Source organism: Citrobacter sp. C1, assembly GCF_014596895.2.
Classification (GTDB): Bacteria; Pseudomonadota; Gammaproteobacteria; order Enterobacterales; family Enterobacteriaceae; genus Citrobacter; species Citrobacter gillenii.
Genome location: NZ_CP115035.1, coordinates 1,254,789 through 1,277,582 on the forward strand (window position 1 = coordinate 1,254,789; position 22,794 = coordinate 1,277,582).

Consider the following 22,794-nt stretch of genomic DNA (forward strand, 5'->3'; position numbering starts at 1 on the left):
TGCCTGTCGCCACCCCGTGCCGCCCCGCGCGTGGGCACGTCCTGTCAGCCATTGCTGGCGTTACGCAACCGGGTTCCCAGTCGCTCAATATCTTTTTTCACACCACAGCGGCTATCCAGCTCCAGTGCACGGTTCAGGTGATTGGCTGCCGCCGCCAGCTGATCGTTATCCCGTAGCGCGTATCCCAGAGCTTTATGCAGTCTGGCGCGAGACTGGTCCGGCATATCATGGGAATCAACCAGCTCCAGCGCCTGCGTCAGCAAGGCTGCGCTGAAAGGTTGCTTAGCCACAAAGGCACGCTGTGCGGCATCGGCAAACTCTTCAGCAATTGCTGTGGCCGTGGTGCGGTTGTACCTGGCGGGCAGTACCCATCCATGTTTCAGAGCATGGCGGCCAATCTCCAGCGCACCAGTGTAGTCACCAGCATCGATACGCCAGACCAGGATATGCATAACCACGTCATCCTGACTTGATCCGTCACCGGCCAGAATACCTGTCACCCATGGTTCGTATTTCGGCAGAATATCGCGCTTGAGTTCGGCTTTTCGTTCAGTGGACTGCACCCCTTTCAGGCGGCGCAAGTCTTCCGACAACTGCAACAGCATCTGGTTATAACCGCTGAGAGGTTGCTGATGACTGCCCTGTCGGGCAGTCAGTTCAGCTTCAACCCGCAGGCGGTGTGCGCGGGCGGGGCTGGTCATGGCGCTACGCTCCAGTCAGCTTTAACCTTGATGTTTTCCACCAAGCATGCGCCGCGATAATCTTCAATCACGTACGCTTCATTGACCGACTCAAAGTTTTCAACACGATCACGTTTCGGATTGTCGCTGACCTGACGACGGCGGGAATCCTCCTGCCAGTAAATGGACAGATTATCCGGGCGAGTGATGAGCAGTGTGCCGGTCGGGAAGAACGGTGCACGCACCACCGGCAGGCCACCCATGCGTTTCTGGCTGATAATCAAATCAGCGGCCAGCGCTTCGGTGTTTTCCTGCTGTTTATTCACGATCGGGAAGTATTTATCTGCCAGCATGTCACGGCCACAAATCACCACCAGACCGTCATCATCCTGATAAACCTCATCAATCAGGTTGTTGACCGCATCCATCACCAGCGCGTCGAGGTTCTCGTAATCACCCTTATGGCCAATATGGATTTCCTTGCGGTTAGTCCCGGCATTGGTAACGCTGTCCATCACTCGGGCAGCGGCATTAATGCGAACGTTCTCCAACCAGCCAGTGTTCACGTCCTGAAGTTTCGGGTTGGTGGTACGGTTTGAAGTGGCAGCGCGGCTGGTCCCGTTGAAACCAATCATGAGGCGGTCCAGTGCCTGGCGCTTCACGATGACGTCGCGAATACGGGTCTGGAAGTCCTGAAACTTAGCCCACATATCAATCTTGCTGTAGGTCAGTGCAGTATCAAAGTTGGTTTGAGTGCATTTATAAACCACCCCACTCAGGTCTGTTGGGTCGGTCGGTTCACGGTCTTTACTGGTAGTGTCAGTGGTGCCTGCAATCGTGGTACCCACACCCAGACCCAGTGACTGCCCGGATTGTTCAGGAACCGGCACGATGTTGACCATTGTCAGGAACGCCGCCGAATTCTGGATTAAGTCTTCGAGCGTTTGCGCCACCGACGGTGACACAGAGAATTTAGTGGCGGTGACGTCCTCTACGGAAACATCGTTAATTTTTGCCAGCTGCGTCAGGTAGGCATTAAAGGCAAAGCGCGTAGTTTTTTTCATTAGTGCAGATGCTCCATCAGCAGTTGGTCAGTTCGTTCGCGCCCTGGTTACCACCAGTTGCAAACTTACGGCGTTCAGGGCTGTTGTCCTGAATGGACAATTCCTGACGCAGGGTGGCTAATTCGTCCTGGGTGGCGGAAAGTTGCTCTTGCAGAGATGTCACCAGATCGCTGAATCCGGCTATATCCGTTGCCTGCTTGTCCACTTTCGTGGACAAGTTCTGATGCTCTTCAGCTACCAGACCCACAGCCTCATGCACGTCACTAAAACGGGCATCATCAGAGGTCTGTTTTTTGGCAAAGCGTTCTTTAAGCTGCGCGAACAAAGACGGTTTCGGGTCGGCAACGTCTTCAAACTCCAGCAGCGTTTCTTCTGCGGCAGAAAACAGGTTGCCAGGTGATAGCTTGCGGGATGCCAATGGGTTGCGACTTGCACCTGCACTGAATTGCAGAATTTCGGTACCCAGGCTTGCTGGATCGTCGGTGACAGCCAGGCCAACCAGATAGGCTTCGCCGGTGTCTGCAAACTCCGGGTTCACTTCCATGGAGGTGAACAGTTTTTGCAGTTTGGCGGTCATGGCCACCAGGTCATCGGTCGGAGTGATAGTGGCGTACAGCGCCATTTTTCCCGCCAGTGCACCTTCGGTGATTTCTTCGGCTTCCAGTTTGTCCACAGTGCCATAACGGCGGAACGGACTGTCAGGGGTGTAGCCCTTGATGTGTTCCATATTGATGGTGGCGGTGTACGTGGACGGGTCGTAATTCGCAGCCATCTGGGTTAACCAGCTGCGTTCAATCTTGCGTCCGTCAGTGGTGGCACCTTCCACCCCGACACGGAAACGCTTTGCTTTCTTTGCCATTGTTCAGGCTCCGGTTTGTCGTCAGAGCCTTTATGTTTGCGGTCAGGGCGATTTGAAACAACGCGCCGCCATTGTGTCAGTGATAGCACAACAGCGGGAAGCGGAAAGGCATCGCGGTGGGCCGTAGTCTTGCGGCATGACAACGACACCTGTAAACCCGGACCTCGACCCCCGCCGTCAGGCTATGTTCCTGTACTTTCAGGGGTTACGCATTGCCCGCATTGCTGAAATGCTGGGAGAGAAGCCTGCAACCGTACACAGCTGGAAGAAACGTGACAAGTGGAGCAGTTATGGACCACTGGATCAGATGCAACTCACTACGGCAGCACGTTACTGTCAGTTAATTATGAAACCGACCAAGGAAGGTCGGGACTTCAAAGAAATCGACCTCCTGGCTCGCCAGTCAGAACGCCATGCGCGCATCGGCAAGTTCAACAACGGTGGTAATGAATCCGATCTGAATCCAAACGTGGCCAACCGGAACAAAGGCGACCGCAAGCTACCTGAAAAGAACGTTTTCAGTGATGAACAAATCGAGAAGCTTCAGGATATTTTTCACGACTCGCTGTTTGGCTATCAGCGTACCTGGTGGGACGCCGGGAACAAGCACCGTATCCGCAACGTGCTTAAATCCCGTCAGATTGGTGCGACCTTCTACTTTGCCCGTGAGGCGCTACTGGATGCACTGACCACCGGACGCAACCAAATTTTCCTCTCAGCCAGTAAAGCCCAGGCGCACGTATTCAAACAGTACATTCTGGAGTTTGCCCGCGAGGTGGATGTGGAGCTGAAAGGCGATCCGATGACACTGAGCAACGGGGCTTGTCTGTATTTTCTCGGTACCAACGCCCGCACCGCACAGAGCTATCACGGCAATCTGTATCTGGATGAATACTTCTGGATCCCGAAATTCCAGGAGCTGCGAAAAGTCGCATCAGGGATGGCGCTGCACAAAAAGTGGCGTCAGACCTATTTCTCAACACCGTCCAGCCTGACCCACAGCGCTTACCCGTTCTGGTCAGGCGCACTGTATAACCGGGGCCGAGCCAAAACTGACCGGGTGGATATCGACCTGACCCATACGAATCTGGCTCGTGGTGTTCTTTGCCCGGATGGTCAGTATCGCCAGATTGTGACGGTGGAAGATGCCGTCAATGGTGGCTGCAATCTGTTTGACCTCGACCAGTTGCGTCTCGAATACAGCCCGGACGAATACCAAAACCTGCTGATGTGTGACTTTATCGACGACCTGGCGTCGATATTCCCGCTGGCTGATTTGCAGGCTTGCATGGTGGACAGCTGGGAAGTGTGGGACGACTTCGAGCCGCTGATGGTTCGCCCGTTTGGCTGGCGACCGGTGTGGATTGGCTACGACCCGGCAAAAGGGACACAGAACGGAGACAGCGCCGGGTGCGTGGTGATTGCCCCGCCGATTGTTCAGGGTGGTAAGTTCCGCATACTTGAGCGCCATCAGTGGCGCGGGCTAGATTTTCGTGCTCAGGCTGCAGCGATTGAAAACCTGACCAAACAGTACAACGTTACCTACATAGGCATTGACTCGACCGGTGTGGGCCATGGTGTCTACGAAAGCGTGAAAGGTTTTTTCCCTGCCGCGCGTGAGTTTGTCTATAACCCGAACGTCAAAAACGCCCTGGTGCTGAAAGCCTACGACATTATCAGCCACCGTCGTCTGGAGTTTGACGCGGGCCACACTGACATCGCTCAGAGTTTCATGGCTATTCGCCGATCCATCACGGCCAGCGGAAACCGCCCTACCTACGAAGCCAGCCGCAGCGAAGAAGCCAGCCACGCAGATTTGGCCTGGGCAACGATGCACGCACTGTTTAACGAACCGCTGCAGGGCGAAGCCGCCAATACCAGCAATATTGTGGAGATTTTCTGATGCACTCAACCCCAACTAACCTCATGACCACCGCCAGCCTGCCTGTAGATCGCCCTTTCTTTGCTTACCAGCATGAATGGAACAGCGGCACACGCAGCAGAAACCGTGTGCTTACAAAAATGCGTCAGGCGGGCGCGGATTTCTTTTTCGCCTACGAAGCCCTGAACGATGCACTGCATACCGGACGCAACCAGATTTTTCTGGGCTGCACCCCGGCATCCGCCCTGACAGTCAAAACCTATATTTCAGCCTTTATAGATCAGGCCGCAGCCTGGACACACCTTGGAAAAATAAAATCAGGCAAAGCGCATCTGGAACTACCAAACGGTGCGATCATTTATTTTATCGGGCCGGAAAGTCTCGCCGCCGCGCTCCATGGAAACGTCTACGTGTCAGAGTATGCCTGGGCGGACTCCCCGAAAAATATGATTGCGCTCGCCAAAGGCCTGTCCATGCACGCGCGCTATCACGCTACCTACTACACCACCCCAAGCCCCAGCCCGGAAGCATGGCGGGAATACAAGAAGCTGATTTCCCGCAACAGCACAACCAGCATGACCTTTACCGCTGATGACGCTGCAGCATCCGGGGCAACGCTCGCAACCGGAGCCGCGCTCTTTGATAATGAATGGCTGAATGACATGAAAAAAGAATTATCAGCAGAGGACTGGAAAATGCTGTTTATGTGCGAATGGCCCCAGGCTGACAAGGAGCAGGCGGCATGAGCAAACGTAAAAACAAGAATAACCGCGCAGCGGTAGATCACAACGCACAATCAGGCGGCGCTGCGGCGGAGGCGTTCAGCTTTGGCGACCCGATCCCCGTGTTGGACCGCCGCGAACTGATGGATTATCTGGAATGTGTGCAGATGGACCGCTGGTTTGAGCCACCGATAAGCTTTGACGGGCTGGCGCGTTCGTTCCGTTCTGCGGTTCACCACAGCTCGCCTATCTTTGTGAAACGCAACATCCTGACCAGCACGTTTATCCCGCATAAGCTGTTAAGCCAGCAGAAATTCAATCGCTTTGTGCATGATTTTCTGGTGTTTGGTAATGCTTATCTTGAGCGGCGTGTCAGCCGTCTCGGGCAAACGTTGTCACTTGAACCGACACTGGCCAAATACACACGACGCGGTATCGACTTTGATACTTACTGGTTTGTGCAATATGGTTACACCACGGAGCCATACCAGTTTGAAACAGGGAAAGTGTTTCACCTGATGGAGCCTGACCTTAATCAGGAGGTCTACGGGCTGCCGGAATATCTGAGCGCCATACCGTCCATGTTGCTGAATGAATCGGCCACGCTGTTTCGTCGCAAGTTTTATCTCAATGGCAGCCACGCGGGCTTTATCATGTACATGAGCGACCCGGCACAAAACCAGTCTGATGTGGATAATATCCGTGAAGCACTGCGCAAATCGAAAGGGCCTGGCAACTTCCGTAACCTGTTTATGTACAGCCCGAACGGGAAGAAGGATGGTATCCAGATAATCCCGCTGTCAGAAGTGGCGGCAAAGGATGAGTTTCTGAATATCAAGAATACCAGCCGTGATGACATGCTGGCCGTTCACCGGGTACCACCGCAGATGATGGGCATTATTCCGCAGAATGCTGGCGGGTTTGGTGATGTGGGCAAGGCCAGTACAGTCTTTGTGCGCAATGAACTGACCCCGTTGCAGAACCGTATGATGGAGCTGAACGACTGGCTGGGTGAAGAGGTGATCCGCTTCGCGCCATATCAACTGGATATGCCAGCGGATGAGTAGTTTTCCTGCAATCACATGACCATAACCGCCCACCCGGGCGGTTTTTTTACGCCCTAACCCAACCAGAAAGCCACAGCAGCACGCTGTGCTCACCTTGCCACACTCACACCTTTGCGCATGAGCACACGCGACGACGCGCCACCGTGCCGCTGCGGCTTCCTGCGTCGACCTTGCGAGGGCTTCAACCCACCCCAAACCCCGCCGCGCGCAATGTTAGCCCCGCCACGCCTGCCCGCTTCGTGTAATAGTTTTCATGCAGGTGCCCGATATACACAAAAGCCCACCAGAACTGGCGGGCTAAGGCTAAAACGATCCTCAAACGATCATGCGGATTCATGCAGCATAGACATGCACTACTCAGGAACCACCACCGGGCGGGGGAAGCTCGGCGCGGTTACGCGTCATTTCCAACAAATTAGCAGGTGATAAGAAATGACCATCAACGATTTCTTTGATGATTTCCAATGCCAATTCTTGTTCGAGAGGTTTGCTGTTAGTCAGCAAGGCATTCTCGGAAACATATAAAATGCGTTCCAGCTTTCGTAGCGCATAATCACCTTCAGACACATAACCCCCTTCTATGCTTTGCTATCAACATTCACATTCAACCGGCAGATGAATGACCCTATACAGAGCCAATTTACCAAATAGCTCAAAAAACCTAATAGGTTTGCCGGAAGAAAGTTAGAACTATTTTGGGTAGTTCAGAAACCTTACTTTAAAACACTGTATAAATAAACAGTAATCTTCTTTGCGTTCAAGTATGCACAAAAAATACATGCTTAAGCAAGAGCAATTATCTGACTGATTTAAATATATTTTTTCGTCACTAATGTGCAAAAAACGATCGTTATTGTTAACACGAAAAACTTGTCAAAAGTCACGAGTGTAACTATTTGATTTGGCGAATTTCACAGACGTAAAAGCGGATTTCGCAATGTTATATATCAGTATTCAATACTCTCCACGGCTGTGATGGTGGTGGGTACGTTGGAATTATGTTGATAGCCTGCGCCCACCAATTAATCACTTTCGTAGATCGATGTAGTGAAATTGATCGCTAAAATCGATCATGCGATGTTTTAAAAAAACCGGGAGATGCTTTATTGGATAAACTAACATCGTGACATGTCACAGTGATAATTTTGTTTGATGCCATCCAGACGTAACCCAGCACGCTGAATCACCCTGCATACAGCAACTATCAACTGGTAGCACATCGCCACATTTACCGCAGCGGTTCGCACCGATGGCTTTGATGTGGCCACGAACGCGCGCATCATCCTGGCGGATTAGCAGCGCGATGTACTCAGCCATTTCATACGGCGCACGACCAGGGCGCCGGGCGGCGCAGTTCTGCGCCAACATCTCCAGTTCCTGATCGTCTAGCACCAGTTCAATCTTGCGCTCGCCAGCGGCAGACTGGCGGGCTCGTTGAGCTGCTTTGCGTTCTGCTGCGGATTTAGCCATTGATATTCACCTTGATAGCGAAAACTTTCACCGGTTCGGGCCCGAAGTGAGGATGCGTGATCACCTTGATTTCATACCCGTCATACGGGACATCAATACGCTTTCTCATGTCGTCGCGCTTAGGATAGCCACGAGTGATAATCAGGCGGTCATAGTCTTTACCGTGAATGCGGCGCCCCCAGTAAGGATTCACCAGACGATACTCTTCCGTCTTCTCTCCTGACTTCATCTGGTCGAAGTATTCACCGTTTACTGCAAGCTGAAGATTCGCCATCTCACTCCCCCTTCACGCCAATTCCAGCGGCGCGGACAACAATTGGGTTAACTCCAGACTCTCTCAGTCGAGCTATTACTTCTTCTTCAATCAGCATATGAAATCCATTAACTTCAGTGCCGGTTGGAAGTTTCACCGTCCGCGCCTCCAGTTCTGCTATGCGCTTCTCTGCGGCTTCCAGCTCATCCAACAGCGCCAGCACATCAGGGTCACTTTCATCGGTGACAGTGACGCGGGATTGTTCATAATGGTCATCAGCCAGGCTGCGGCCATCGGCGTAGTGGCATCCGGTTTCATCGTAAATCGCACCTGAGCAGCCGTAAGTTACTCGGCTACCAGACATCCGCTGTATTGTCATTTGGGCGCCGCAGATATCGCATTTTGGTGTTGGTTTTGCGGAGTAGCGCTTACGCAGCGCCTGTTTGTTGAGTGCTGTCATTGGTCTATTCCTTTGTAACGATATGAAGTTCCCAGCCGCTCAAGCCAGGTATTGATGGTTGTCATATTGGATTGAGGGGGCTTACCCCGAACCCGATAAAGCGTGCCGTCACTGGTGGACTCGTATAACACGCCATCCAGTGCGATTTTTTGACCAGAGAGAAGGAAGCCGATCTCCGTTTCGCCGATATCCCAGCTGATAGACTGTGCAAAATCGCGGATTTTCTCTGCTGGCTCACCGGCAACAAAGCGGCGTTCCAGCCTAGTTGCGCTTTCGCGTCTCCGGCGTTTGGCCTCAGTCGCTTCCTGAGATAACCGGCGCGCGATCTCTTTCTTCTCTTTACGGCTCAGGGAGCTGAGATCACGGCCTTCAAGATTGTGTTCTGTCGTTTTTTCCACCGCCCGCGGCTCCCGCGTACAGTTATTGACAGAACTCCGAGGTGCGGCTGCGCCGCCTGAAAAATCAACGTCAAAACCAGAGGCGTCATCGCTCTGGCGTTTCGGGACTATTTTGTATTTCGTGGTACGGGTGTGTATCCGTGAATCAGCGCCCACAACCGGAGAGTAAAGGCCGGAGATTTTTGAAACGTCATCACCGTAAATGTTGCCGTTTTCAGTGACCTCGTAGCACAGGCGCACGCGGAGTTCATCGCGGGAAACCAGCGGACCGCCTTGGGCGTTAACGTACAGATCCCAGGCACTGCCGTCTGCCGCCTGCCGGACAGGTTCAATCTCAGGATGCAAAACTAGCTCACGCTCACCCAAGCGACGGAGTTCACGCCAAACCGTAACCGGCGCGCCGCCAATCTGCTGGAACTGACGAATAGCCCAACGTGACGACCAGGCGCTGACGCGGCGGGCAGTTTCTTTCAGTGGCTTGCCCGTGTCATCGTCCAGCTCATCATCCAGCTGATAGCCGTCAATGTTCTTTGAGATGTATTTAGCGATATAGCCAGTGGCGCTGCCTATTTCTTTGTCTATAGGCTTCATTTCGAAGCGGTTCTCTGCCGCTCCCGGCTCATGGCCATCCTCCTCCAGCGCGTAACTTCGGAAAATCTCAGTAGCCTGCTGGATGTTTTTAGGAAGCATGAACAACAGCAGATGCCAGTGTGGTGTTTCATCGTGATGAGGCTCAACTACGCGAAAGCCAAAGACGCGAATCCCTTTACGCAGCCAGGCTGCGCGTGTTCGCGCCCAGACTTTGCAAAGATATTTCTGGGTTTCGCGCGGCGAAGCTCCGTTGTACTTATCGTTGCGGCGCCCGCTAAACTGCATAGAGTGATATTTTGATGGTGCGGTCAGGGTGAAAAAGGCACCCTCCAGACCCTGCTCATCTGCGATATCTTCAAAGCCGCGCATTCTCGCCATCAGTTCTCGGCGGCGGTTCGCCGGGTTCGCTACGCTGGCTGTAACCTTATCGATCAGTGATACGCGCTCGCCGGTATCTTCATCTTCCAGCTCCATGGCCTTCAGAAACTCGCAGTTCGCTTTCTTCTGCGCAGTCCACTCTTGCAGGCATGGATCGCTACAGTACGCCGATACATTTCTATGGACGTAACCTGCTGCAATCATCAGGTGCTCACGCCAGCGTGAGTTAATACGACGCAGACGGTTTAGCCACCACTGAGGGGACTGCATGCGGGCAACGGCGCATAAAGCCTCTTCACCCTCCAGTTCTTCTTTGCAATAAGCCGTCCAGCATGGAACCGGCACATTCAAATGTGAGACGAGGAACCCCATGCGGCCATAACCAGACAGCGTGGAAAAATGGGGATCGGCGGTGCGGGCCAACTGAAACTCAAACTCGCGATTAAACTCGCTGCCCAGGATGTCAGCAAGGTTATGCGCCAGTCGTTTCATCTCTTTTTTTCCAGCCCAGATCAGGCGGTAGAAATCACTGTGCAATGGGAGCAGAGCTGCGGGCAATGTACCCTGCGGCAGATATTGTTCGTTTACTTGGTCTATACGGCTCAGAACGAAGCGTTCAAAAGTATTGAGCAGCCAGGCATCAGCTGCTTCTTTACCTTTGCGGTCTCTTTGCTCCAGCTCTTGAGAGAAAATACGGCGTACGAAGTGGGGGAGGGACGACAGGCGGCGGCGAACCGCCCGGCTACGGTCTGGTTTATCTTCTGTTTGTGCTAGTTCAGCGACAGACCGGAGCTTGCGGCTGCCATCTGGCGTGAGGTACATGATCCCGCGCGCAGTGTCGTCAGCCTGATAAGCTCCGACAGCGGCGCGGGGTGCATTCCATGCGAACATCAAATCGCTCAAACCGGCACCTCAGCAGAAAAATCGCGGTCAGACGCAAAATCAACCCCGACCCACAAAGGCTGTGGAGGAATTGAGACTGCGATAATTTCTGAGGCTGTTTTGCCTTCGCCGGCTGCAACACCAATGCTGCGTTTGGCCGTGATGGTATGAATGGTGAAACTGCGATAGAGGGAACGGGCAAGTGCTGTATCGCTATTGGATACGATGACCGAACAGCCAGAAGATGCAAGTTCCACCAGAATGCACGCCAGCTGATGCTGGTCACCCTGTGCGAAGCCAGCGGTATGGTATTTCGTAAAGGTTCCGTCATATGGTGGATCGCAGTAGACCACATCACCGGCTTTAACCATCGCCAGCGATTCTTCGTAACTGGCACAGATAAAAGTGGCGCGCTGCGCTTTGTCTGCAAATGCGCGGATCTCGCTCTCCGGGAAGTACGGCTCTTTATAGTGGCCGTATGGAACATTAAACATTCCCTGTAAGTTGTAACGGCACATGCCGCGGTATCCGAATCGGTTCAGATACAGGAAATAGATTGCCCGCCAGAGATTATTCATTTCAGCTGACGAGTTAAAATCCTGGCGGGCTATGTAGTAGGCTGTTTCATCATTTGATGAAACAAAAAACTCTCTCGCATATTTTACAAAGCTTTCGCAATTTTCTTTCACCTGGCGGTAAAGGTTAATCAGGTCTGGGTTGATATCAGCAACCAGATAAGCAGGAAAATCAGTCGCCATCATGACAGCGCAAGAACCTGCGAATGGTTCAACCAGACGCTGCCCTGAAGTAGGAAGATGAGCCATTAGCTCCGACATAATTCCTGTTTTGTTACCAGCCCATTTCAGCATGGTGCTCATACAGCACCGCCGGTGTAATGCCTTCCCTTCAACTCATCAATTTCTTTGCAAGTTACACAAAGATCACAACCTGGTACTGCTATGCGACGCGCTTCTGGGATGGCTGCTCCACAGCTTTCACAATGAAATGAAGAAACCGCAGCGTTGCGGCTGCGGGCGTTATAGATGTTGCGTTGAAGAGTTTCCTCAACGCGTTGTTGCACGAGGTCCATTGAATCGGCCATCAGTGGATCTCCTGTGCTTCGTTGGTGATGATTACAGCTTCAAGGCGAAGTAATTCGGCGGCTTCCTTTCCGTTCAGACCGCCTTTGGTGATCAGGACGGCTAGCTTTTCCAAACGAGCAGCCATGACATCAGCACGGCCGCGACGTTCCTCCAGTCGAGCATCAGTGAGCAACTGGTTAATCCCTGCATCATCAAAACCAGTTTTTGTCTTACGGACTTCAATATTACGCATAGTGCTTTCTCCTGAATTTAGGCAAAAAGATGCCCGGCGGGTTTACGCCATTTTAATTTTCTTGGTGAACCGGCCCGCGAACCGCGGGCCATGAGTATCAGGACTTCTTAAACATCGGTAATGCCACAGCGACAACACCTGCGACCAACACACCATCTGCTAGCATCGACATCATGCGCCCTGTGAAGTCAATTGCGACGACCAGGAATAGCAGGATGCCGATAATTAACCAGCGCAGCTTCTCCATTACAGATACTGATCAAGTGGCAGTTGGAGAGCTTGCGCAATTTTTTTCAGCGCGCCTGCTTCCTCTTCGCCAATGCCGTCACTGTCGGCGATGTCGATACACAGACACAGAACATCTACAGCATCATTAGTGCCAGCTACGTCTGCCAGTTCGCGGATTGCCTGAGCATTAGCACTACGCGGCGACGCTTCATAACGGGCGCGGATATTGCTACTCATTTGCGCGATTTCACCCGCGAACGGTGAAAATGCTGGTAATGCCGAAATGGTTTTTTCCAACACGGCGATCTCTTTTGCATCGCAAGAACCATCTGCATATGCGATAGAGTAAGCACCCCATACGGTGGCCTCGACAGAGTCACGGTTTTCCATCTTCTTCACTTCCTGAACAGCCTTACGTGCCTTTTTACCAAATCCTAAAAATCCCATTATCTATTCCTCATTAGTGGTCAAAGTTAACTGCCATCACAATGCCCATTGAAGAGCATTAGGCTGGCCCCGCTAACTTTTAGCGGTGGCAATTAGCTGTAACCGAAAACGCGGGGTGCTTTACTTTTAAGCTGGGAAATCATTTCGTCCTGCAGGCTCTGACGGAACTCTTTGCAGCAATCCCAGTTAGGATCAACACGGAAAATCTCACCTGCACGGGTTTTTATTTCAAAGCCATCCTCCATATTTGGAATGACGGCCCCAAGGATAATTCTCAGTTCATCACGCGACATGTTTCACTCCTTTAAAAATAAAACGAGCAATACGAATGATTAAATTAGCTGATTTACTAGCCTGTTTAGATTTCAGCCCATTTAACAATTCGGACTGATTGCGGCTCGGGTGCCAACGTTTACCGTCAGTGCAAATCCAACCGTGGCCGTAGTGCATACGCGGGCTTTCTTTAACCAGTAGAGATGCGAAAGATGGTGCGTTATCCATACTCACCTCAGATAAGACCGAATGAAGCGCCCAGACCCGTTACGGTATCAACCGTACTTGTCATGGCAGGGTGCGCCTGGAGACGTGCATGCAGTGAAATGGCAGTTAGTGCCAGCATTCGTGTTGCCGAGTTTATGCTCTCGATTGCCTGGCGCCGACCTGCTGCCGTTCCGGTTTCGCCACTGATGGCTGCACCGGCGACTTTCCCCAGATCAGCCGTCGCACTCATGACGTAGTGCGGCACTTTCTCTTTTGCCACTTCATTCAGTGGAACACACGGCAGGCAATGAAGCTGTGCCAGCAGGCCGTCAACAATGGTTGGGTCTTCGGTGATGTCAGTCAGTGAACAGATTTCTAACGCTGTCAGTTGATGTGGCTGATCCGGATTGAGCTTGTTACGCAAGGTCTGCACATTCATTCCGAGCTGGGTGGCAAGCTGCGTCATATTGTGTTTTGCTGCGAACGTGCGGCACGCTTCTTCAAAGTGCGGATGTTTGGAAACTTGATAATCAAACATTGTCTGCCCCCTGTTAACTTACATAATTAAGTTGATTAAGCAGCAATGTATTTGCAGTTGAGACCCTGCTGAAGCAGGCGGCCGCGAAAAGCAACCATGTTGATACGCGCCGCACCGCCTTGTTTTTTGCGGGGGACGAGAAGCAGATCACCGTCAGAAACCATAGCCTTAACGGTACGCAGGCTATAACCATACTGGACAGCGAACTCTTCGTAGCTCATTACATCGGGGCCTGATGGGATTGCAATTTGAGTGGTCATGTTGGATTATCTCCCGTTAACAGTTGATTTAGTGCGCTGGCGTGCATTTTCAAACAGCGATTGGATAATATGATCCATTTCATTACATGTAAACAATCGGAATGGATTATTTGAGGTTTTTATGGCGATTGAATTTGATGATGTGAAGGAAGTTCTTGAAAGGATTATCGTTTCTTACGGGGTGAAAAGTAGAACCGAGTTGGCTGACTTATTGTCTATTCCGCTTCCAACAATCAATAACTGGGTCGCTCGTGGTAGCGTACCAGGTAACTACATCATTCAGTGTTCCATTGAAACTCAAGCAAACCTTGAATGGTTGGTAACTGGTAATCTTGCAAATGCGAGCCAAAGAGATAGACCTTCATCATCTCTGTCTGGCAGGGATCTATACAAGCATATTCTTTCTTCTGGCGGAAAAGCCGTGCTTCAACGCATCATGGCTGCGTATGGGTTTTCAATGCAGAAACAACTTGGTGACCTTTTGGAACTGTCATCCGGAACTATCAGCACTTGGGTAAGAAGAGATTACTTCCCAGGCGACGTCGTTGTTGCCTGTGCGCTGGATACCAATGTTTCATTACGTTGGTTAGCTACAGGTGCTGGAAATAGATATGAAAATGATGAAACTCAACTAAATATTTTAGAGCTTAAATCAATGGTACTTACATCAGGTAATTTATTCGATGATGGCCTCTGGAGAGTTGACCCAAGTTTCATACCTGATAGTGCTAAGGATGCTTGCTATGTAAAAAGTCAATCACATGCCTGGATCGTTGATAGAGGTAACAAGACTATTGCCAATGGGAGATGGTTGTTAAGCGTCGATGGAGTTTATGACGTTTATGAAGTTACACGAATGCCTGCAAACAAAATACAAGTAAGGCTAAATCAACGAGATAATAGTTTTGTCTGTAACACATCTGATGTGGAATGCTATGGGCAGGTAGTATTTACTATTGAGAGAAATTATTAAGGATTGTTATATGTTTCGCATATTCTTGAAGATGTTTTATTTGTTTGTTTTTTCATTGTACTCAACACTTTCATTCGGAGCCAATAATGAGCAGAAATTGCTTGTTCATGGAGATGTCCCCAGTGTAATAATTGAATGGGTCAAGGGCTTTAGAGGAGAGAAAGTAACACTAGATAAACAGGTTTTAACCTTCGTATTCAAAGATGAAAAAGTTAGCGATTTGATGGCTAACACTGTTGCTTCAAGTATATGCATGTCTCGTTTCACTGGAGATCCTAAGGCGAAATGGCCCCAAAGTACTTTAAATAAAATCATTGTATTAAATAAATCGCAAACACGAGGCTTTCAGTACAATATTGATGCTAAGTCATGTGATAAATATGGAAAGATGAATGACGATGATTTTAAAAAATCCATAATAAAAACCATGAGCGAAATTTAAACTTGCTGATTGAAGGGCTGTAATAATGAAAATATATATTCCTTTTTTGATGTTAATACTAGTATCGCTTTCCTCATCTACAGTGTTTGCAAAAAATTACCCATGTTCTAAATCGAAAGGCGGAGTGTCACATTGTACCGCTGAAGGTAAATTTGTCTGCAATGATGGTAGCATTAGCCGTTCTAAAAAAAAGTGCTCTTAAAAGATGGCCATCAGAAAAACAGCTTCTAGTGAATGGCTTTGTGATTTCCGCGTTGATGGAGCTGAAAGCCGTCGTATCCGTAAGAAATTCGACACTAAGGGCGAAGCTTTAGCATATGAGCAGCATTACAGAGATGAAGCGCAGAACAAGCCATGGTTGGGTGAGAAGGAAGACCGCAGGCGTTTGAGTGAACTGATTAAGCTATGGCATGACTTGCATGGGCAGTCGCTTACGGCAAGTAAGTCTCGTTTGGCTAAATTGCATATTGTCTGTCGTGGACTTGGTGACCCTATTGCGTCTCAACTAACCGCAAAGGATTTTGCGCATTACAGGGATCGGCGGCTGAAAGGTGAAGTGGATAACGGGTATCATGCAAACCCAGAAAAATGGATCGCCAAACCGATAACGGTAAATAGAGAGCAGCAATATCTTGACGCCGTCTTCAACGAACTGAAGCGACTCGGAGAGTGGAAACTTCCTAATCCATTAGAAAGTGTTAGAGTTTTTAAAGAAGCAGAAAAAGAGATGTCCTGGCTGACTGAGCCGCAGATCCACGAACTGCTCGATGCTTGCAACTCTTACGGTAAAAATCATCTGACGCGAATCGTTAAAGTTTGCTTGGCAACCGGCGCGCGGTGGAGTGAAGCAGAACGGCTTACACGTTCACAGTTATCCCCAAACAAACTCACCTTTACTAAAACTAAAGGTAAGAAGAACCGCACGGTACCGATCCCTCAATGGTTGTACGACGAACTATCACCATTGCAAGGAAAGCTATTTCACCCCTGCTATCAAGAGTTCAAAAAAATGCTGGCCTTAACGAGCATTGAACTTGCAGAAGGACAGAAAACGCACGTCTTGAGGCATACCTTTGCCAGCCATTTTATGATGAACGGTGGAAACATCCTCGTCTTACAACGTATCCTCGGGCACGCTAACATTCGTGAAACAATGCGTTATGCGCACTTCGCGCCAGACCATCTTGAAGAAGCTGTGACTCTGAATCCGCTGGCTAACTATGTGTCCACATAATGCCCATGCAGCATGTTTATCGCAGCCCCTGATAGCACTAATGATGTGATTAACTAATTGTTTATTATAATAAATGTATGTTTATCAATACGGTTTAATAAAAGCGTCTTAACTAAGATATCGCTCAGGCGACATCCTGTCAGAAGGGGCTGGCCAATAAGGCTGGCCCCTTTTTTTATCGCCATAAAACTCACATCATTAACTATTAATTCATAAATCATTTACAATGCCCTGTCGTTATTGGAGGGGCAGTGGTTATTGGTGCAATTTTTCGGTTTGGTCATCAGCGCTGCGCGGCATGGCTCGCGTTGTTTGCGATCCTGCTGATCGTCATCGCGCCGCTTATCTCTGTTTCTTTGCAACACGATCCTATGAATGCGATGCCGGGTATGCATCATGATATGGGCATGATGGTGGAACATGCTGAACAACATGGTGACGGCGCCTCGATGACGATGCCCGTCGATCACGGCGAAGCATGCGGCTACTGTGTGCTGCTGGCGCACGTCCCCGGGCTGATACTGACTCTGGTTATTCTGTTGCGCGGCGTGCTGCGGTTACAGAAAAAAACGCCACTACATCCTACGCTGACGTTCTGGTTCTACTTCCCCTGGCTGTATCCCAATACCCGTGCACCACCGTACCGGTCTGCTTTTTCCTGATCCTAAAAATACGTCTGTACGCGTTAGCGTGATGACGCTCTTTGGCTTTTTCTAAGGAAAAGTATGACCACCTGCACCCCGCGTGCGGCATGGGTAACCCTGCTGCGACGCCTTCATTTCTCTATCGGCCTGTTCGTGGGTCCCTTTATTTTTGTCGCGGCACTGACCGGTACGCTCTACGTTGCCACACCGCAACTGGAAGAGGCGCTTTACTCTGAGGCGCTACAGGGAACCGAGCAAGGAGAACCACAATCGCTGGCTGCTCAAATTGCGCTCGCGCAGCAGGTCGTCGGCAATCATTTGCCGGTGTATGCAGTACGGCCTGCGCTTGAGCCAGGAAAGACGACCAGGGTCATGTTTGCAGACCCTGTACTGGCCCCGTCTGAACATCGGGCGATTTTTATCGACCCGGTGGCGCTTAAGGTAACAGGCGATATGACCGTCTATGGCACCAGCGGGATCTTACCTCTGCGTCAGTGGATCGACTATGCGCACCGTTCCTTGCTGTTGGGGGATATTGGGCGGCTTTATAGCGAACTGGCGGCGTCGTGGATGTGGGTAGCGGCTCTGGGCGGTATTGTGCTTTGGTTTTTCACTCGACCCAGGCGTCGTCTGAATAATCGACTGCAAAAAAATCGTCGTCTGCACGTTACGTTGGGCTGGATTCTGCTAGGCGGGATGTTACTTTTTTCCGCAACCGGTTTAACCTGGTCGCAATGGGCAGGGGGCAATGTGGATAGCATGCGGGCAGCCTTTGGCTGGCTGACGCCGCAGGTAAATACACAGCTCGATGGCGTCCAGCAAATTCATGATGAGCATGCCGGACATCACGCTGGCATGGTAATGCCATCGGCAAGCGTGGTTGACGGCGGGCTTTTTGATGCGGTATTACGCACGGCGCAGGCGGCGGGGATTGATGCCAGGAAGCTGGAGATCCGCCCGGCGAAAGATGCGCAGCATGGTTGGACTGTCACCGAGATTGACCGCCGCTGGCCAACCCAGGTGGATGCGGTGTCTGTTGATACAACCACGATGCGGATTATTGACCAGACGCGCTTTGTCGATTTCCCACTGATGGCGAAATTGACGCGTTGGGGCGTTGATTTCCATATGGGGATTCTGTTTGGCGTACTCAATCAGGGGCTGCTGATCGTCTTTGGTGTAGGCCTGTGCCTGATGATCGTGCTGGGCTATCGGCTATGGTGGATACGCCGACCCGCCGGACCGGCGGTGAGTCCGGCACAAACGCTGGTGCAGTGTTGGCTGATGCTCAACGGGAAGGGGCGATGTGCGGTGCTGGTAGTGGCTGGCGTGCTGGGGATGGCGATGCCGGTAGCGGGCGTAAGCCTACTGCTGTTTATGATGATTGACTGGCTGCGCTGGTACAAAATGTCGCAAAATCTGTTGGCGCAGTCAGCCGAGTAAGACATTAAGGCGTGCTGATGACGACCGCAACGCGGCGGTTTTCGGCACGGCCTTTTGAGCTCTGGTTACTGGCAATCGGGTATTTTTTGCCTAATCCCTGAGTTGTCAGATTGGTGCGTGGGATGTTGGCACCCTGAGCCCAGGCATCTGCCACGACGTTAGCTCGCTTAAGCGACAGTGCTTCGTTATAGCTGTCTTCGCCGTAGTTATCGGTGTGACCATCCAGACGCGCATGATTCAGGCCGGTAGCCGCCAGTTTAGCTGCCATTTCTTGGATCTGTTTTTCACTTTCAGGACGCAGCTTATAGTCATTTTTATCAAACAAAATGGTATCAGACAGACCCAGCGACCAGTCGCCAGATGCTTCGGTAAAGCCGTATGATTTCATGGCTGCAACTTGCTCAGGGGTGAATTTACCCTGAGGGGCCTGACAGCCAGCCAGAATCAGTATGATAAGAATAAATGGCGATAATAGACGTTTCAGCATGTGTGTAATTCCTTATTTTTTAATAATGCGTTCAGAACGCAAATGTTTAGCCTGATACATATTGTGATCGGCGAGCTCTTGTAATTTCTCGGCAGAGGCATGTTCCCACGTCAGCGCAAACCCAATGCTTAGCGTCATGCTTGCCAGATGACCATTGTGAAGGTCAAATGGACGGTTAAACTCTTGCGATAGTGCCGCGCAGATACGCTGAACTTCATTCTCCGAATGCACGCTGTATAGCACCATCGCAAACTCATCACCTCCGAGCCGGTACGGTTGATGGTGATTGCCACCAAACTCGGCCAGCCTTTTAGCAACTTCAATCAATACCCGGTCTCCTGCTGCATGCCCCCAGGTATCATTAATAAATTTAAAATTATCGCCATCAAGGAATAACAACGCCGAGCTGCTGTGAGCGGATTCGTCGTTCATCAACGCGTTAATGCTGCTACGAAATGCGGCGCGATTAGCAAGTCCGGTCAGGGGATCGTGCAGCGCGGTGCGCAACAACTGAGCATTTTTGGCTTGCAGGCGCAGTTGCCACTCTTCCATCTCATCCAGCAGACTATTAAAGTCCTGGGCAAACAGATGAAACTCTTCAATGCGTTCTTCAGACACGCGGCGTGAGAAGTTGCGGTTGGTGCGAACGTCGTGCACCACCTCGGTAATATTTTGCAGCGCTTCAACAACGCCATTGTGCAAATAGCGGGTGAGCATTAATGCAATACCGGAGGCCAGTAAAATGCATCCGGTAAGCACAGCCAGTGACAGATAGATGAAATGGCTAATGACGCTGTCGCGGGCTGTCAGGCGCACTTCCCCAATGACGTTGCCATTGTGCAAAATAGGCTTTGTCACCGGCTGTGGGAATAGCCAGTGACTGATCAGACCGCTAATCTTTTCTGTTGTATCCTGGGCGTCATAGCGCCAGGTGGCGATCACCTTTTGATTTTTATTGCGTACTTCGGCAACGGAGAATTGCCCCTGTTGCCCTAGCGCAGCCAACGTTTCGTTTGCTGCAACGCTATCAGAAAACACCAGCGAGGCTTCAAGCGATCGGGTCATGGTTGCGGCGGTCAGATCGAGGTTTTTTTGCGCATATTGTTTGAGTGCTAGCACGGAAGAAATGCTCAGCAGCAGCCAGATCAGCGTCATAGTGACCAAAACGCTGACGATGCTGATACGCCGTAGTGTCCGTTTGAACGTTGGGCGTGTTATGGGAGAAATACCCTTATCCATCCTTATTATTCCGTGCAAGCATCAATACGTCTGGACTGACCCTTACACCACTACGTGACAGGGAATCCATATTTACCGAAAACCTCACTTCTTCATTATTTATGATGAGGCAAAAAGCGCTACCAATAACGCATTCGGTATTCTGTTCGGCAATTAATAACAATGCCTTAGTTGGAAATTGACTCTTTAATTCCACCTGAAATGTCGGGGATTCAGTGCCAAAATAAAAACCGTCACACTGAGCTACGACACTGTCTTGTTGCGTATGAACGATGACGGGAAGATAGGGTAACGCTCCGGCATGGGTATCCTGCAGCACACTGGTAAAACGTGATGAAGAGAAGATACACAGTTTGGGCGGACCGGAAAGCGCTGGCCAGCGCGTATAGCTGACGATGCCGGAAACCATGGCGCGTACGGATTTCGCCTCTTCCGTAGCGTTTTGGGCATACAGCGGTAATCCGGACAATAGCAGTGCCAGTAGAAGTATGAGTCGATAAGAAAAGCTCATGAAAAGGTACCTACCAGCGTTAGCCGTAATACGTCGAAATACACTCACGATTGTTCGCAACAAAGTAACATTATTTTATCAGAGCGTCATTATATCTGGATGAATAACATTATCGATTTAAGTTAAATCTTATTGATTTATCGGATATAACTTCTTGTTTAATTTAATCTTATAGAGGCTGCGCCTTCATTTGAACCTTTTTGCCAGGCACTGTGTAATTGGTCGACATTTTCAACGGTATCACAGCTTGGAGGGAAGGTTTTCCCGGCCAGTCCCCTGGCGTAAACAAAATCCTGCTGGCAGGTTTTACGTTGTCCTTCAGCGTAACCCTTAAGATATTCCTTACGATCGATTTCGGGGTCATTGTAGTTGTCGGCAAGAGTTTCATTATCTTTAATGACATACCCTGAAATAGCATCCTGGATCCCGGCATCGTACCAGTCGGTGCCGGTCCAGGTGGGGGCATGGGTATAGGGATCTATCTGACATCCGCTTAGCAGTAACACCAGTACCGTGTTGATAAGTCGCTTCATTGCTGATACTCCCTGGTTTTTTTAAAGCATAGCGGATCTCTTAAATGGCGTGTGTAAATTTAAATTTACGACATTCCGCGCCTGTTAGGCCTGTTTATACTGGCTGTAAATAAAAATTTACGCAACTTGGATTGAAATCTTTACCCGTTGTGTTATCGTAATTACCTCCTCGCTGAGGAACAACTATCGCAAACGAGCTAAACAGGATCACCACCATGCAAAAAGACGCGCTGAACAACGTACACATTACTGATGAACAGGTTCTGATGACTCCGGAACAACTTAAAATGCAATTCCCGTTGAGTCTGGCGCAAGAGGCGCAAATTGCGCAGTCGCGCAAAACCATTTCTGACATCATCGCCGGTCGCGATCCGCGTTTGCTGGTAGTGTGTGGTCCTTGCTCTATTCATGATCCTGAAATGGCGCTGGAATATGCCCGTCGATTTAAAACCCTTGCCGCAGAGGTCAGCGATAGCCTCTATCTGGTGATGCGTGTCTATTTTGAAAAACCCCGTACCACCGTCGGCTGGAAAGGGTTAATTAACGATCCTCATATGGACGGCTCTTTTGATGTTGAAGCAGGTCTGAAAATTGCGCGTCAGCTGTTGCTTGAACTGGTGAATATGGGGCTGCCGCTGGCGACAGAAGCATTGGATCCCAACAGCCCGCAGTACCTGGGCGATCTATTTAGCTGGTCCGCTATCGGTGCGCGTACGACTGAATCGCAGACTCACCGTGAAATGGCGTCGGGTCTGTCGATGCCGGTTGGTTTTAAAAATGGCACTGACGGCAGCCTGGCGACAGCGATTAACGCTATGCGCGCAGCAGCTCAGTCTCACCGCTTTGTGGGTATTAACCAAGCAGGACAGGTGGCACTGCTGCAAACGCAGGGTAATCCGGACGGTCATGTGATCCTGCGCGGCGGTAAAGCACCGAATTACAGTCCGGCAGATGTCGCTCAGTGCGAAAAAGAAATGGAGCAGGCGGGACTGCGACCGTCACTGATGGTAGATTGCAGTCATGGTAACTCCAACAAAGATTATCGTCGCCAGCCTGCCGTGGCAGAGTCAGTGGTTGCACAAATTAAAGATGGCAACCGTTCAATCATCGGCCTGATGATTGAAAGCAATATTCACGAAGGCAACCAGTCTTCCGAGCAGCCGCGCAGTGCAATGAAATACGGCGTGTCCGTAACAGATGCCTGCATTAGCTGGGAAATGACAGATGCGTTGTTGCGTGAAATTAATAAAGACTTGAACGGCCAGCTGGCGACGCGCCTGGCTTAAGAGGTGGG

Annotated in this window: 30 protein-coding genes and 1 pseudogene; 10 read left to right on the forward strand and 21 right to left on the reverse strand. The window is 50.6% G+C overall.

Annotation, left to right across the window (positions count from 1 at the left end; translation table 11 throughout):
- Window positions 1-44: 44 nt before the first annotated feature.
- Genes IB214_RS05965 through IB214_RS05975 form a run of 3 tightly spaced genes read right to left on the reverse strand, consistent with a single transcriptional unit; the run spans window position 45 to window position 2,603 of the window.
- Complete coding sequence (locus IB214_RS05965) at window positions 45-701, reverse strand: terminase endonuclease subunit (RefSeq protein ID WP_117343887.1); 657 nt, start codon at window positions 699-701, stop codon at window positions 45-47.
- Complete coding sequence (locus IB214_RS05970; protein WP_188249429.1) at window positions 698-1,744, reverse strand: phage major capsid protein, P2 family; 1,047 nt, start codon at window positions 1,742-1,744, stop codon at window positions 698-700. Before IB214_RS05970 ends, IB214_RS05965 begins: the two co-directional genes overlap by 4 nt.
- A gap of 16 nt (window positions 1,745-1,760) precedes the next feature.
- Window positions 1,761-2,603 carry a GPO family capsid scaffolding protein gene (locus tag IB214_RS05975; RefSeq protein ID WP_117343889.1) on the reverse strand — a complete coding sequence of 281 codons (843 nt, stop codon included), beginning with the start codon at window positions 2,601-2,603 and terminating at the stop codon, window positions 1,761-1,763.
- A 136-nt stretch (window positions 2,604-2,739) separates the two neighbouring features.
- Between IB214_RS05975 and IB214_RS05980 the strand changes: the two genes are divergently transcribed.
- Genes IB214_RS05980 through IB214_RS05990 form a run of 3 tightly spaced genes read left to right on the forward strand, consistent with a single transcriptional unit; the run spans window position 2,740 to window position 6,274 of the window.
- On the forward strand, window positions 2,740-4,506 hold the full coding sequence (locus IB214_RS05980; RefSeq protein WP_117343890.1) for a terminase ATPase subunit family protein: 1,767 nt from the start codon (window positions 2,740-2,742) through the stop codon (window positions 4,504-4,506).
- Window positions 4,506-5,231, forward strand: coding sequence for a terminase family protein (locus IB214_RS05985; RefSeq protein WP_117343891.1), 726 nt, complete (start codon window positions 4,506-4,508; stop codon window positions 5,229-5,231). Before IB214_RS05980 ends, IB214_RS05985 begins: the two co-directional genes overlap by 1 nt.
- A complete protein-coding gene (locus tag IB214_RS05990; RefSeq protein WP_117343892.1) occupies window positions 5,228-6,274 on the forward strand; it encodes a phage portal protein in 1,047 nt (348 codons plus the stop codon). Before IB214_RS05985 ends, IB214_RS05990 begins: the two co-directional genes overlap by 4 nt.
- Before the next feature lie 357 nt (window positions 6,275-6,631).
- Here the strand turns inward: IB214_RS05990 and IB214_RS05995 are convergent, their stop codons facing one another.
- The 14 genes and pseudogenes from IB214_RS05995 to IB214_RS06060 all read right to left on the reverse strand — a co-directional run bounded on the left by IB214_RS05995 (window position 6,632) and on the right by IB214_RS06060 (window position 13,994).
- Entirely contained in the window at window positions 6,632-6,841 is a 210-nt protein-coding gene (locus tag IB214_RS05995) for a hypothetical protein (protein ID WP_188249428.1), read from the reverse strand.
- Window positions 6,842-7,405: 564 nt separating this feature from the next.
- The gene (locus IB214_RS06000; protein ID WP_188249427.1) at window positions 7,406-7,744 is read right to left on the reverse strand and encodes a hypothetical protein; all 339 of its coding nucleotides are present in this window, start codon (window positions 7,742-7,744) and stop codon (window positions 7,406-7,408) included.
- Window positions 7,737-8,018: an ASCH domain-containing protein gene (locus IB214_RS06005; protein WP_188249426.1), complete on the reverse strand. Its 282-nt coding sequence runs from the start codon at window positions 8,016-8,018 to the stop codon at window positions 7,737-7,739. Before IB214_RS06005 ends, IB214_RS06000 begins: the two co-directional genes overlap by 8 nt.
- A 175-nt stretch (window positions 8,019-8,193) precedes the next feature.
- Window positions 8,194-8,457, reverse strand: a pseudogene (locus tag IB214_RS06010) (ead/Ea22-like family protein); the annotation flags it as partial.
- Window positions 8,454-10,727, reverse strand: coding sequence for a replication endonuclease (locus IB214_RS06015; RefSeq protein WP_223240411.1), 2,274 nt, complete (start codon window positions 10,725-10,727; stop codon window positions 8,454-8,456). The pseudogene IB214_RS06010 and the gene IB214_RS06015, both read right to left, overlap by 4 nt.
- A complete protein-coding gene (locus IB214_RS06020) occupies window positions 10,724-11,584 on the reverse strand; it encodes a DNA adenine methylase (protein WP_188249424.1) in 861 nt (286 codons plus the stop codon). The genes IB214_RS06015 and IB214_RS06020 overlap by 4 nt, the downstream gene beginning before the upstream one ends.
- The gene (locus IB214_RS06025; protein WP_117343897.1) at window positions 11,581-11,808 is read right to left on the reverse strand and encodes a TraR/DksA family transcriptional regulator; all 228 of its coding nucleotides are present in this window, start codon (window positions 11,806-11,808) and stop codon (window positions 11,581-11,583) included. The genes IB214_RS06020 and IB214_RS06025 overlap by 4 nt, the downstream gene beginning before the upstream one ends.
- Window positions 11,808-12,041 (reverse strand): DUF2732 family protein, encoded by a 234-nt coding sequence (locus tag IB214_RS06030; RefSeq protein ID WP_188249423.1) that lies wholly within the window; start codon window positions 12,039-12,041, stop codon window positions 11,808-11,810. The genes IB214_RS06025 and IB214_RS06030 overlap by 1 nt, the downstream gene beginning before the upstream one ends.
- A 97-nt stretch (window positions 12,042-12,138) precedes the next feature.
- The gene (locus IB214_RS06035) at window positions 12,139-12,288 is read right to left on the reverse strand and encodes a DUF3927 family protein (RefSeq protein ID WP_188249422.1); all 150 of its coding nucleotides are present in this window, start codon (window positions 12,286-12,288) and stop codon (window positions 12,139-12,141) included.
- The gene (locus IB214_RS06040) at window positions 12,288-12,716 is read right to left on the reverse strand and encodes a tellurite resistance TerB family protein (protein ID WP_188249421.1); all 429 of its coding nucleotides are present in this window, start codon (window positions 12,714-12,716) and stop codon (window positions 12,288-12,290) included. Before IB214_RS06040 ends, IB214_RS06035 begins: the two co-directional genes overlap by 1 nt.
- Window positions 12,717-12,808: 92 nt before the next feature.
- On the reverse strand, window positions 12,809-13,009 hold the full coding sequence (locus IB214_RS06045) for a hypothetical protein (RefSeq protein ID WP_117343899.1): 201 nt from the start codon (window positions 13,007-13,009) through the stop codon (window positions 12,809-12,811).
- Window positions 12,999-13,217 carry a phage filamentation protein Fil family protein gene (locus IB214_RS06050; RefSeq protein ID WP_117343900.1) on the reverse strand — a complete coding sequence of 73 codons (219 nt, stop codon included), beginning with the start codon at window positions 13,215-13,217 and terminating at the stop codon, window positions 12,999-13,001. The genes IB214_RS06045 and IB214_RS06050 overlap by 11 nt, the downstream gene beginning before the upstream one ends.
- 7 nt (window positions 13,218-13,224) lie before the next feature.
- Complete coding sequence (locus tag IB214_RS06055) at window positions 13,225-13,734, reverse strand: phage regulatory CII family protein (RefSeq protein ID WP_188249420.1); 510 nt, start codon at window positions 13,732-13,734, stop codon at window positions 13,225-13,227.
- Between the two features lie 35 nt (window positions 13,735-13,769).
- Entirely contained in the window at window positions 13,770-13,994 is a 225-nt protein-coding gene (locus IB214_RS06060; RefSeq protein ID WP_188249419.1) for a hypothetical protein, read from the reverse strand.
- A gap of 121 nt (window positions 13,995-14,115) precedes the next feature.
- Between IB214_RS06060 and IB214_RS06065 the strand changes: the two genes are divergently transcribed.
- From IB214_RS06065 to IB214_RS06090, 6 genes are all read left to right on the forward strand, one after another.
- Window positions 14,116-14,967, forward strand: coding sequence for a phage repressor protein CI (locus IB214_RS06065; RefSeq protein ID WP_188249418.1), 852 nt, complete (start codon window positions 14,116-14,118; stop codon window positions 14,965-14,967).
- Window positions 14,968-14,977: 10 nt separating this feature from the next.
- Window positions 14,978-15,409 carry a hypothetical protein gene (locus IB214_RS06070; RefSeq protein WP_188249417.1) on the forward strand — a complete coding sequence of 144 codons (432 nt, stop codon included), beginning with the start codon at window positions 14,978-14,980 and terminating at the stop codon, window positions 15,407-15,409.
- Between the two features lie 49 nt (window positions 15,410-15,458).
- Entirely contained in the window at window positions 15,459-15,611 is a 153-nt protein-coding gene (locus tag IB214_RS06075; RefSeq protein WP_223240413.1) for a hypothetical protein, read from the forward strand.
- Window positions 15,612-15,614: 3 nt separating this feature from the next.
- Entirely contained in the window at window positions 15,615-16,643 is a 1,029-nt protein-coding gene (locus IB214_RS06080; RefSeq protein WP_188249416.1) for a site-specific integrase, read from the forward strand.
- Between the two features lie 257 nt (window positions 16,644-16,900).
- A complete protein-coding gene (locus tag IB214_RS06085) occupies window positions 16,901-17,305 on the forward strand; it encodes a DUF2946 domain-containing protein (protein ID WP_228758122.1) in 405 nt (134 codons plus the stop codon).
- A gap of 63 nt (window positions 17,306-17,368) precedes the next feature.
- Window positions 17,369-18,730: a PepSY-associated TM helix domain-containing protein gene (locus IB214_RS06090; RefSeq protein WP_117343906.1), complete on the forward strand. Its 1,362-nt coding sequence runs from the start codon at window positions 17,369-17,371 to the stop codon at window positions 18,728-18,730.
- Between the two features lie 4 nt (window positions 18,731-18,734).
- Here IB214_RS06090 and IB214_RS06095 read toward each other — a convergent pair whose 3' ends face one another.
- The 4 genes from IB214_RS06095 to IB214_RS06110 all read right to left on the reverse strand — a co-directional run bounded on the left by IB214_RS06095 (window position 18,735) and on the right by IB214_RS06110 (window position 21,500).
- Window positions 18,735-19,217: an OmpA family protein gene (locus IB214_RS06095; protein ID WP_096756098.1), complete on the reverse strand. Its 483-nt coding sequence runs from the start codon at window positions 19,215-19,217 to the stop codon at window positions 18,735-18,737.
- A gap of 12 nt (window positions 19,218-19,229) precedes the next feature.
- On the reverse strand, window positions 19,230-20,456 hold the full coding sequence (gene dgcN / locus IB214_RS06100; protein ID WP_115257739.1) for a diguanylate cyclase DgcN: 1,227 nt from the start codon (window positions 20,454-20,456) through the stop codon (window positions 19,230-19,232).
- Window positions 20,449-20,967 (reverse strand): YfiR family protein, encoded by a 519-nt coding sequence (locus tag IB214_RS06105; RefSeq protein ID WP_096756100.1) that lies wholly within the window; start codon window positions 20,965-20,967, stop codon window positions 20,449-20,451. The genes dgcN and IB214_RS06105 overlap by 8 nt, the downstream gene beginning before the upstream one ends.
- 158 nt (window positions 20,968-21,125) lie before the next feature.
- Window positions 21,126-21,500, reverse strand: a complete 375-nt coding sequence (locus tag IB214_RS06110) for a DUF2799 domain-containing protein (RefSeq protein ID WP_117343907.1) — start codon at window positions 21,498-21,500, stop codon at window positions 21,126-21,128.
- A gap of 215 nt (window positions 21,501-21,715) precedes the next feature.
- Here IB214_RS06110 and aroF point away from each other — a divergent pair, with 215 nt between their 5' ends.
- Window positions 21,716-22,786, forward strand: a complete 1,071-nt coding sequence (gene aroF, locus IB214_RS06115) for a 3-deoxy-7-phosphoheptulonate synthase AroF (protein ID WP_096756102.1) — start codon at window positions 21,716-21,718, stop codon at window positions 22,784-22,786.
- The last annotated feature ends 8 nt before the right edge of the window (window positions 22,787-22,794 follow it).

Coding starts and splice junctions, on each gene's coding strand:
- IB214_RS05965 (WP_117343887.1), bottom strand. CDS start 701: ATGACCAGCCCCGCCCGCGCACACCGCCTGCGGGTTGAAGCTGAACTG.
- IB214_RS05970 (WP_188249429.1), bottom strand. CDS start 1,744: ATGAAAAAAACTACGCGCTTTGCCTTTAATGCCTACCTGACGCAGCTG.
- IB214_RS05975 (WP_117343889.1), bottom strand. CDS start 2,603: ATGGCAAAGAAAGCAAAGCGTTTCCGTGTCGGGGTGGAAGGTGCCACC.
- IB214_RS05980 (WP_117343890.1), top strand. CDS start 2,740: ATGACAACGACACCTGTAAACCCGGACCTCGACCCCCGCCGTCAGGCT.
- IB214_RS05985 (WP_117343891.1), top strand. CDS start 4,506: ATGCACTCAACCCCAACTAACCTCATGACCACCGCCAGCCTGCCTGTA.
- IB214_RS05990 (WP_117343892.1), top strand. CDS start 5,228: ATGAGCAAACGTAAAAACAAGAATAACCGCGCAGCGGTAGATCACAAC.
- IB214_RS06000 (WP_188249427.1), bottom strand. CDS start 7,744: ATGGCTAAATCCGCAGCAGAACGCAAAGCAGCTCAACGAGCCCGCCAG.
- IB214_RS06005 (WP_188249426.1), bottom strand. CDS start 8,018: ATGGCGAATCTTCAGCTTGCAGTAAACGGTGAATACTTCGACCAGATG.
- IB214_RS06020 (WP_188249424.1), bottom strand. CDS start 11,584: ATGAGCACCATGCTGAAATGGGCTGGTAACAAAACAGGAATTATGTCG.
- IB214_RS06025 (WP_117343897.1), bottom strand. CDS start 11,808: ATGGCCGATTCAATGGACCTCGTGCAACAACGCGTTGAGGAAACTCTT.
- IB214_RS06030 (WP_188249423.1), bottom strand. CDS start 12,041: ATGCGTAATATTGAAGTCCGTAAGACAAAAACTGGTTTTGATGATGCA.
- IB214_RS06035 (WP_188249422.1), bottom strand. CDS start 12,288: ATGGAGAAGCTGCGCTGGTTAATTATCGGCATCCTGCTATTCCTGGTC.
- IB214_RS06040 (WP_188249421.1), bottom strand. CDS start 12,716: ATGGGATTTTTAGGATTTGGTAAAAAGGCACGTAAGGCTGTTCAGGAA.
- IB214_RS06045 (WP_117343899.1), bottom strand. CDS start 13,009: ATGTCGCGTGATGAACTGAGAATTATCCTTGGGGCCGTCATTCCAAAT.
- IB214_RS06050 (WP_117343900.1), bottom strand. CDS start 13,217: ATGGATAACGCACCATCTTTCGCATCTCTACTGGTTAAAGAAAGCCCG.
- IB214_RS06055 (WP_188249420.1), bottom strand. CDS start 13,734: ATGTTTGATTATCAAGTTTCCAAACATCCGCACTTTGAAGAAGCGTGC.
- IB214_RS06060 (WP_188249419.1), bottom strand. CDS start 13,994: ATGACCACTCAAATTGCAATCCCATCAGGCCCCGATGTAATGAGCTAC.
- IB214_RS06065 (WP_188249418.1), top strand. CDS start 14,116: ATGGCGATTGAATTTGATGATGTGAAGGAAGTTCTTGAAAGGATTATC.
- IB214_RS06070 (WP_188249417.1), top strand. CDS start 14,978: ATGTTTCGCATATTCTTGAAGATGTTTTATTTGTTTGTTTTTTCATTG.
- IB214_RS06075 (WP_223240413.1), top strand. CDS start 15,459: ATGTTAATACTAGTATCGCTTTCCTCATCTACAGTGTTTGCAAAAAAT.
- IB214_RS06080 (WP_188249416.1), top strand. CDS start 15,615: ATGGCCATCAGAAAAACAGCTTCTAGTGAATGGCTTTGTGATTTCCGC.
- IB214_RS06090 (WP_117343906.1), top strand. CDS start 17,369: ATGACCACCTGCACCCCGCGTGCGGCATGGGTAACCCTGCTGCGACGC.
- IB214_RS06095 (WP_096756098.1), bottom strand. CDS start 19,217: ATGCTGAAACGTCTATTATCGCCATTTATTCTTATCATACTGATTCTG.
- dgcN (WP_115257739.1), bottom strand. CDS start 20,456: ATGGATAAGGGTATTTCTCCCATAACACGCCCAACGTTCAAACGGACA.
- IB214_RS06105 (WP_096756100.1), bottom strand. CDS start 20,967: ATGAGCTTTTCTTATCGACTCATACTTCTACTGGCACTGCTATTGTCC.
- IB214_RS06110 (WP_117343907.1), bottom strand. CDS start 21,500: ATGAAGCGACTTATCAACACGGTACTGGTGTTACTGCTAAGCGGATGT.
- aroF (WP_096756102.1), top strand. CDS start 21,716: ATGCAAAAAGACGCGCTGAACAACGTACACATTACTGATGAACAGGTT.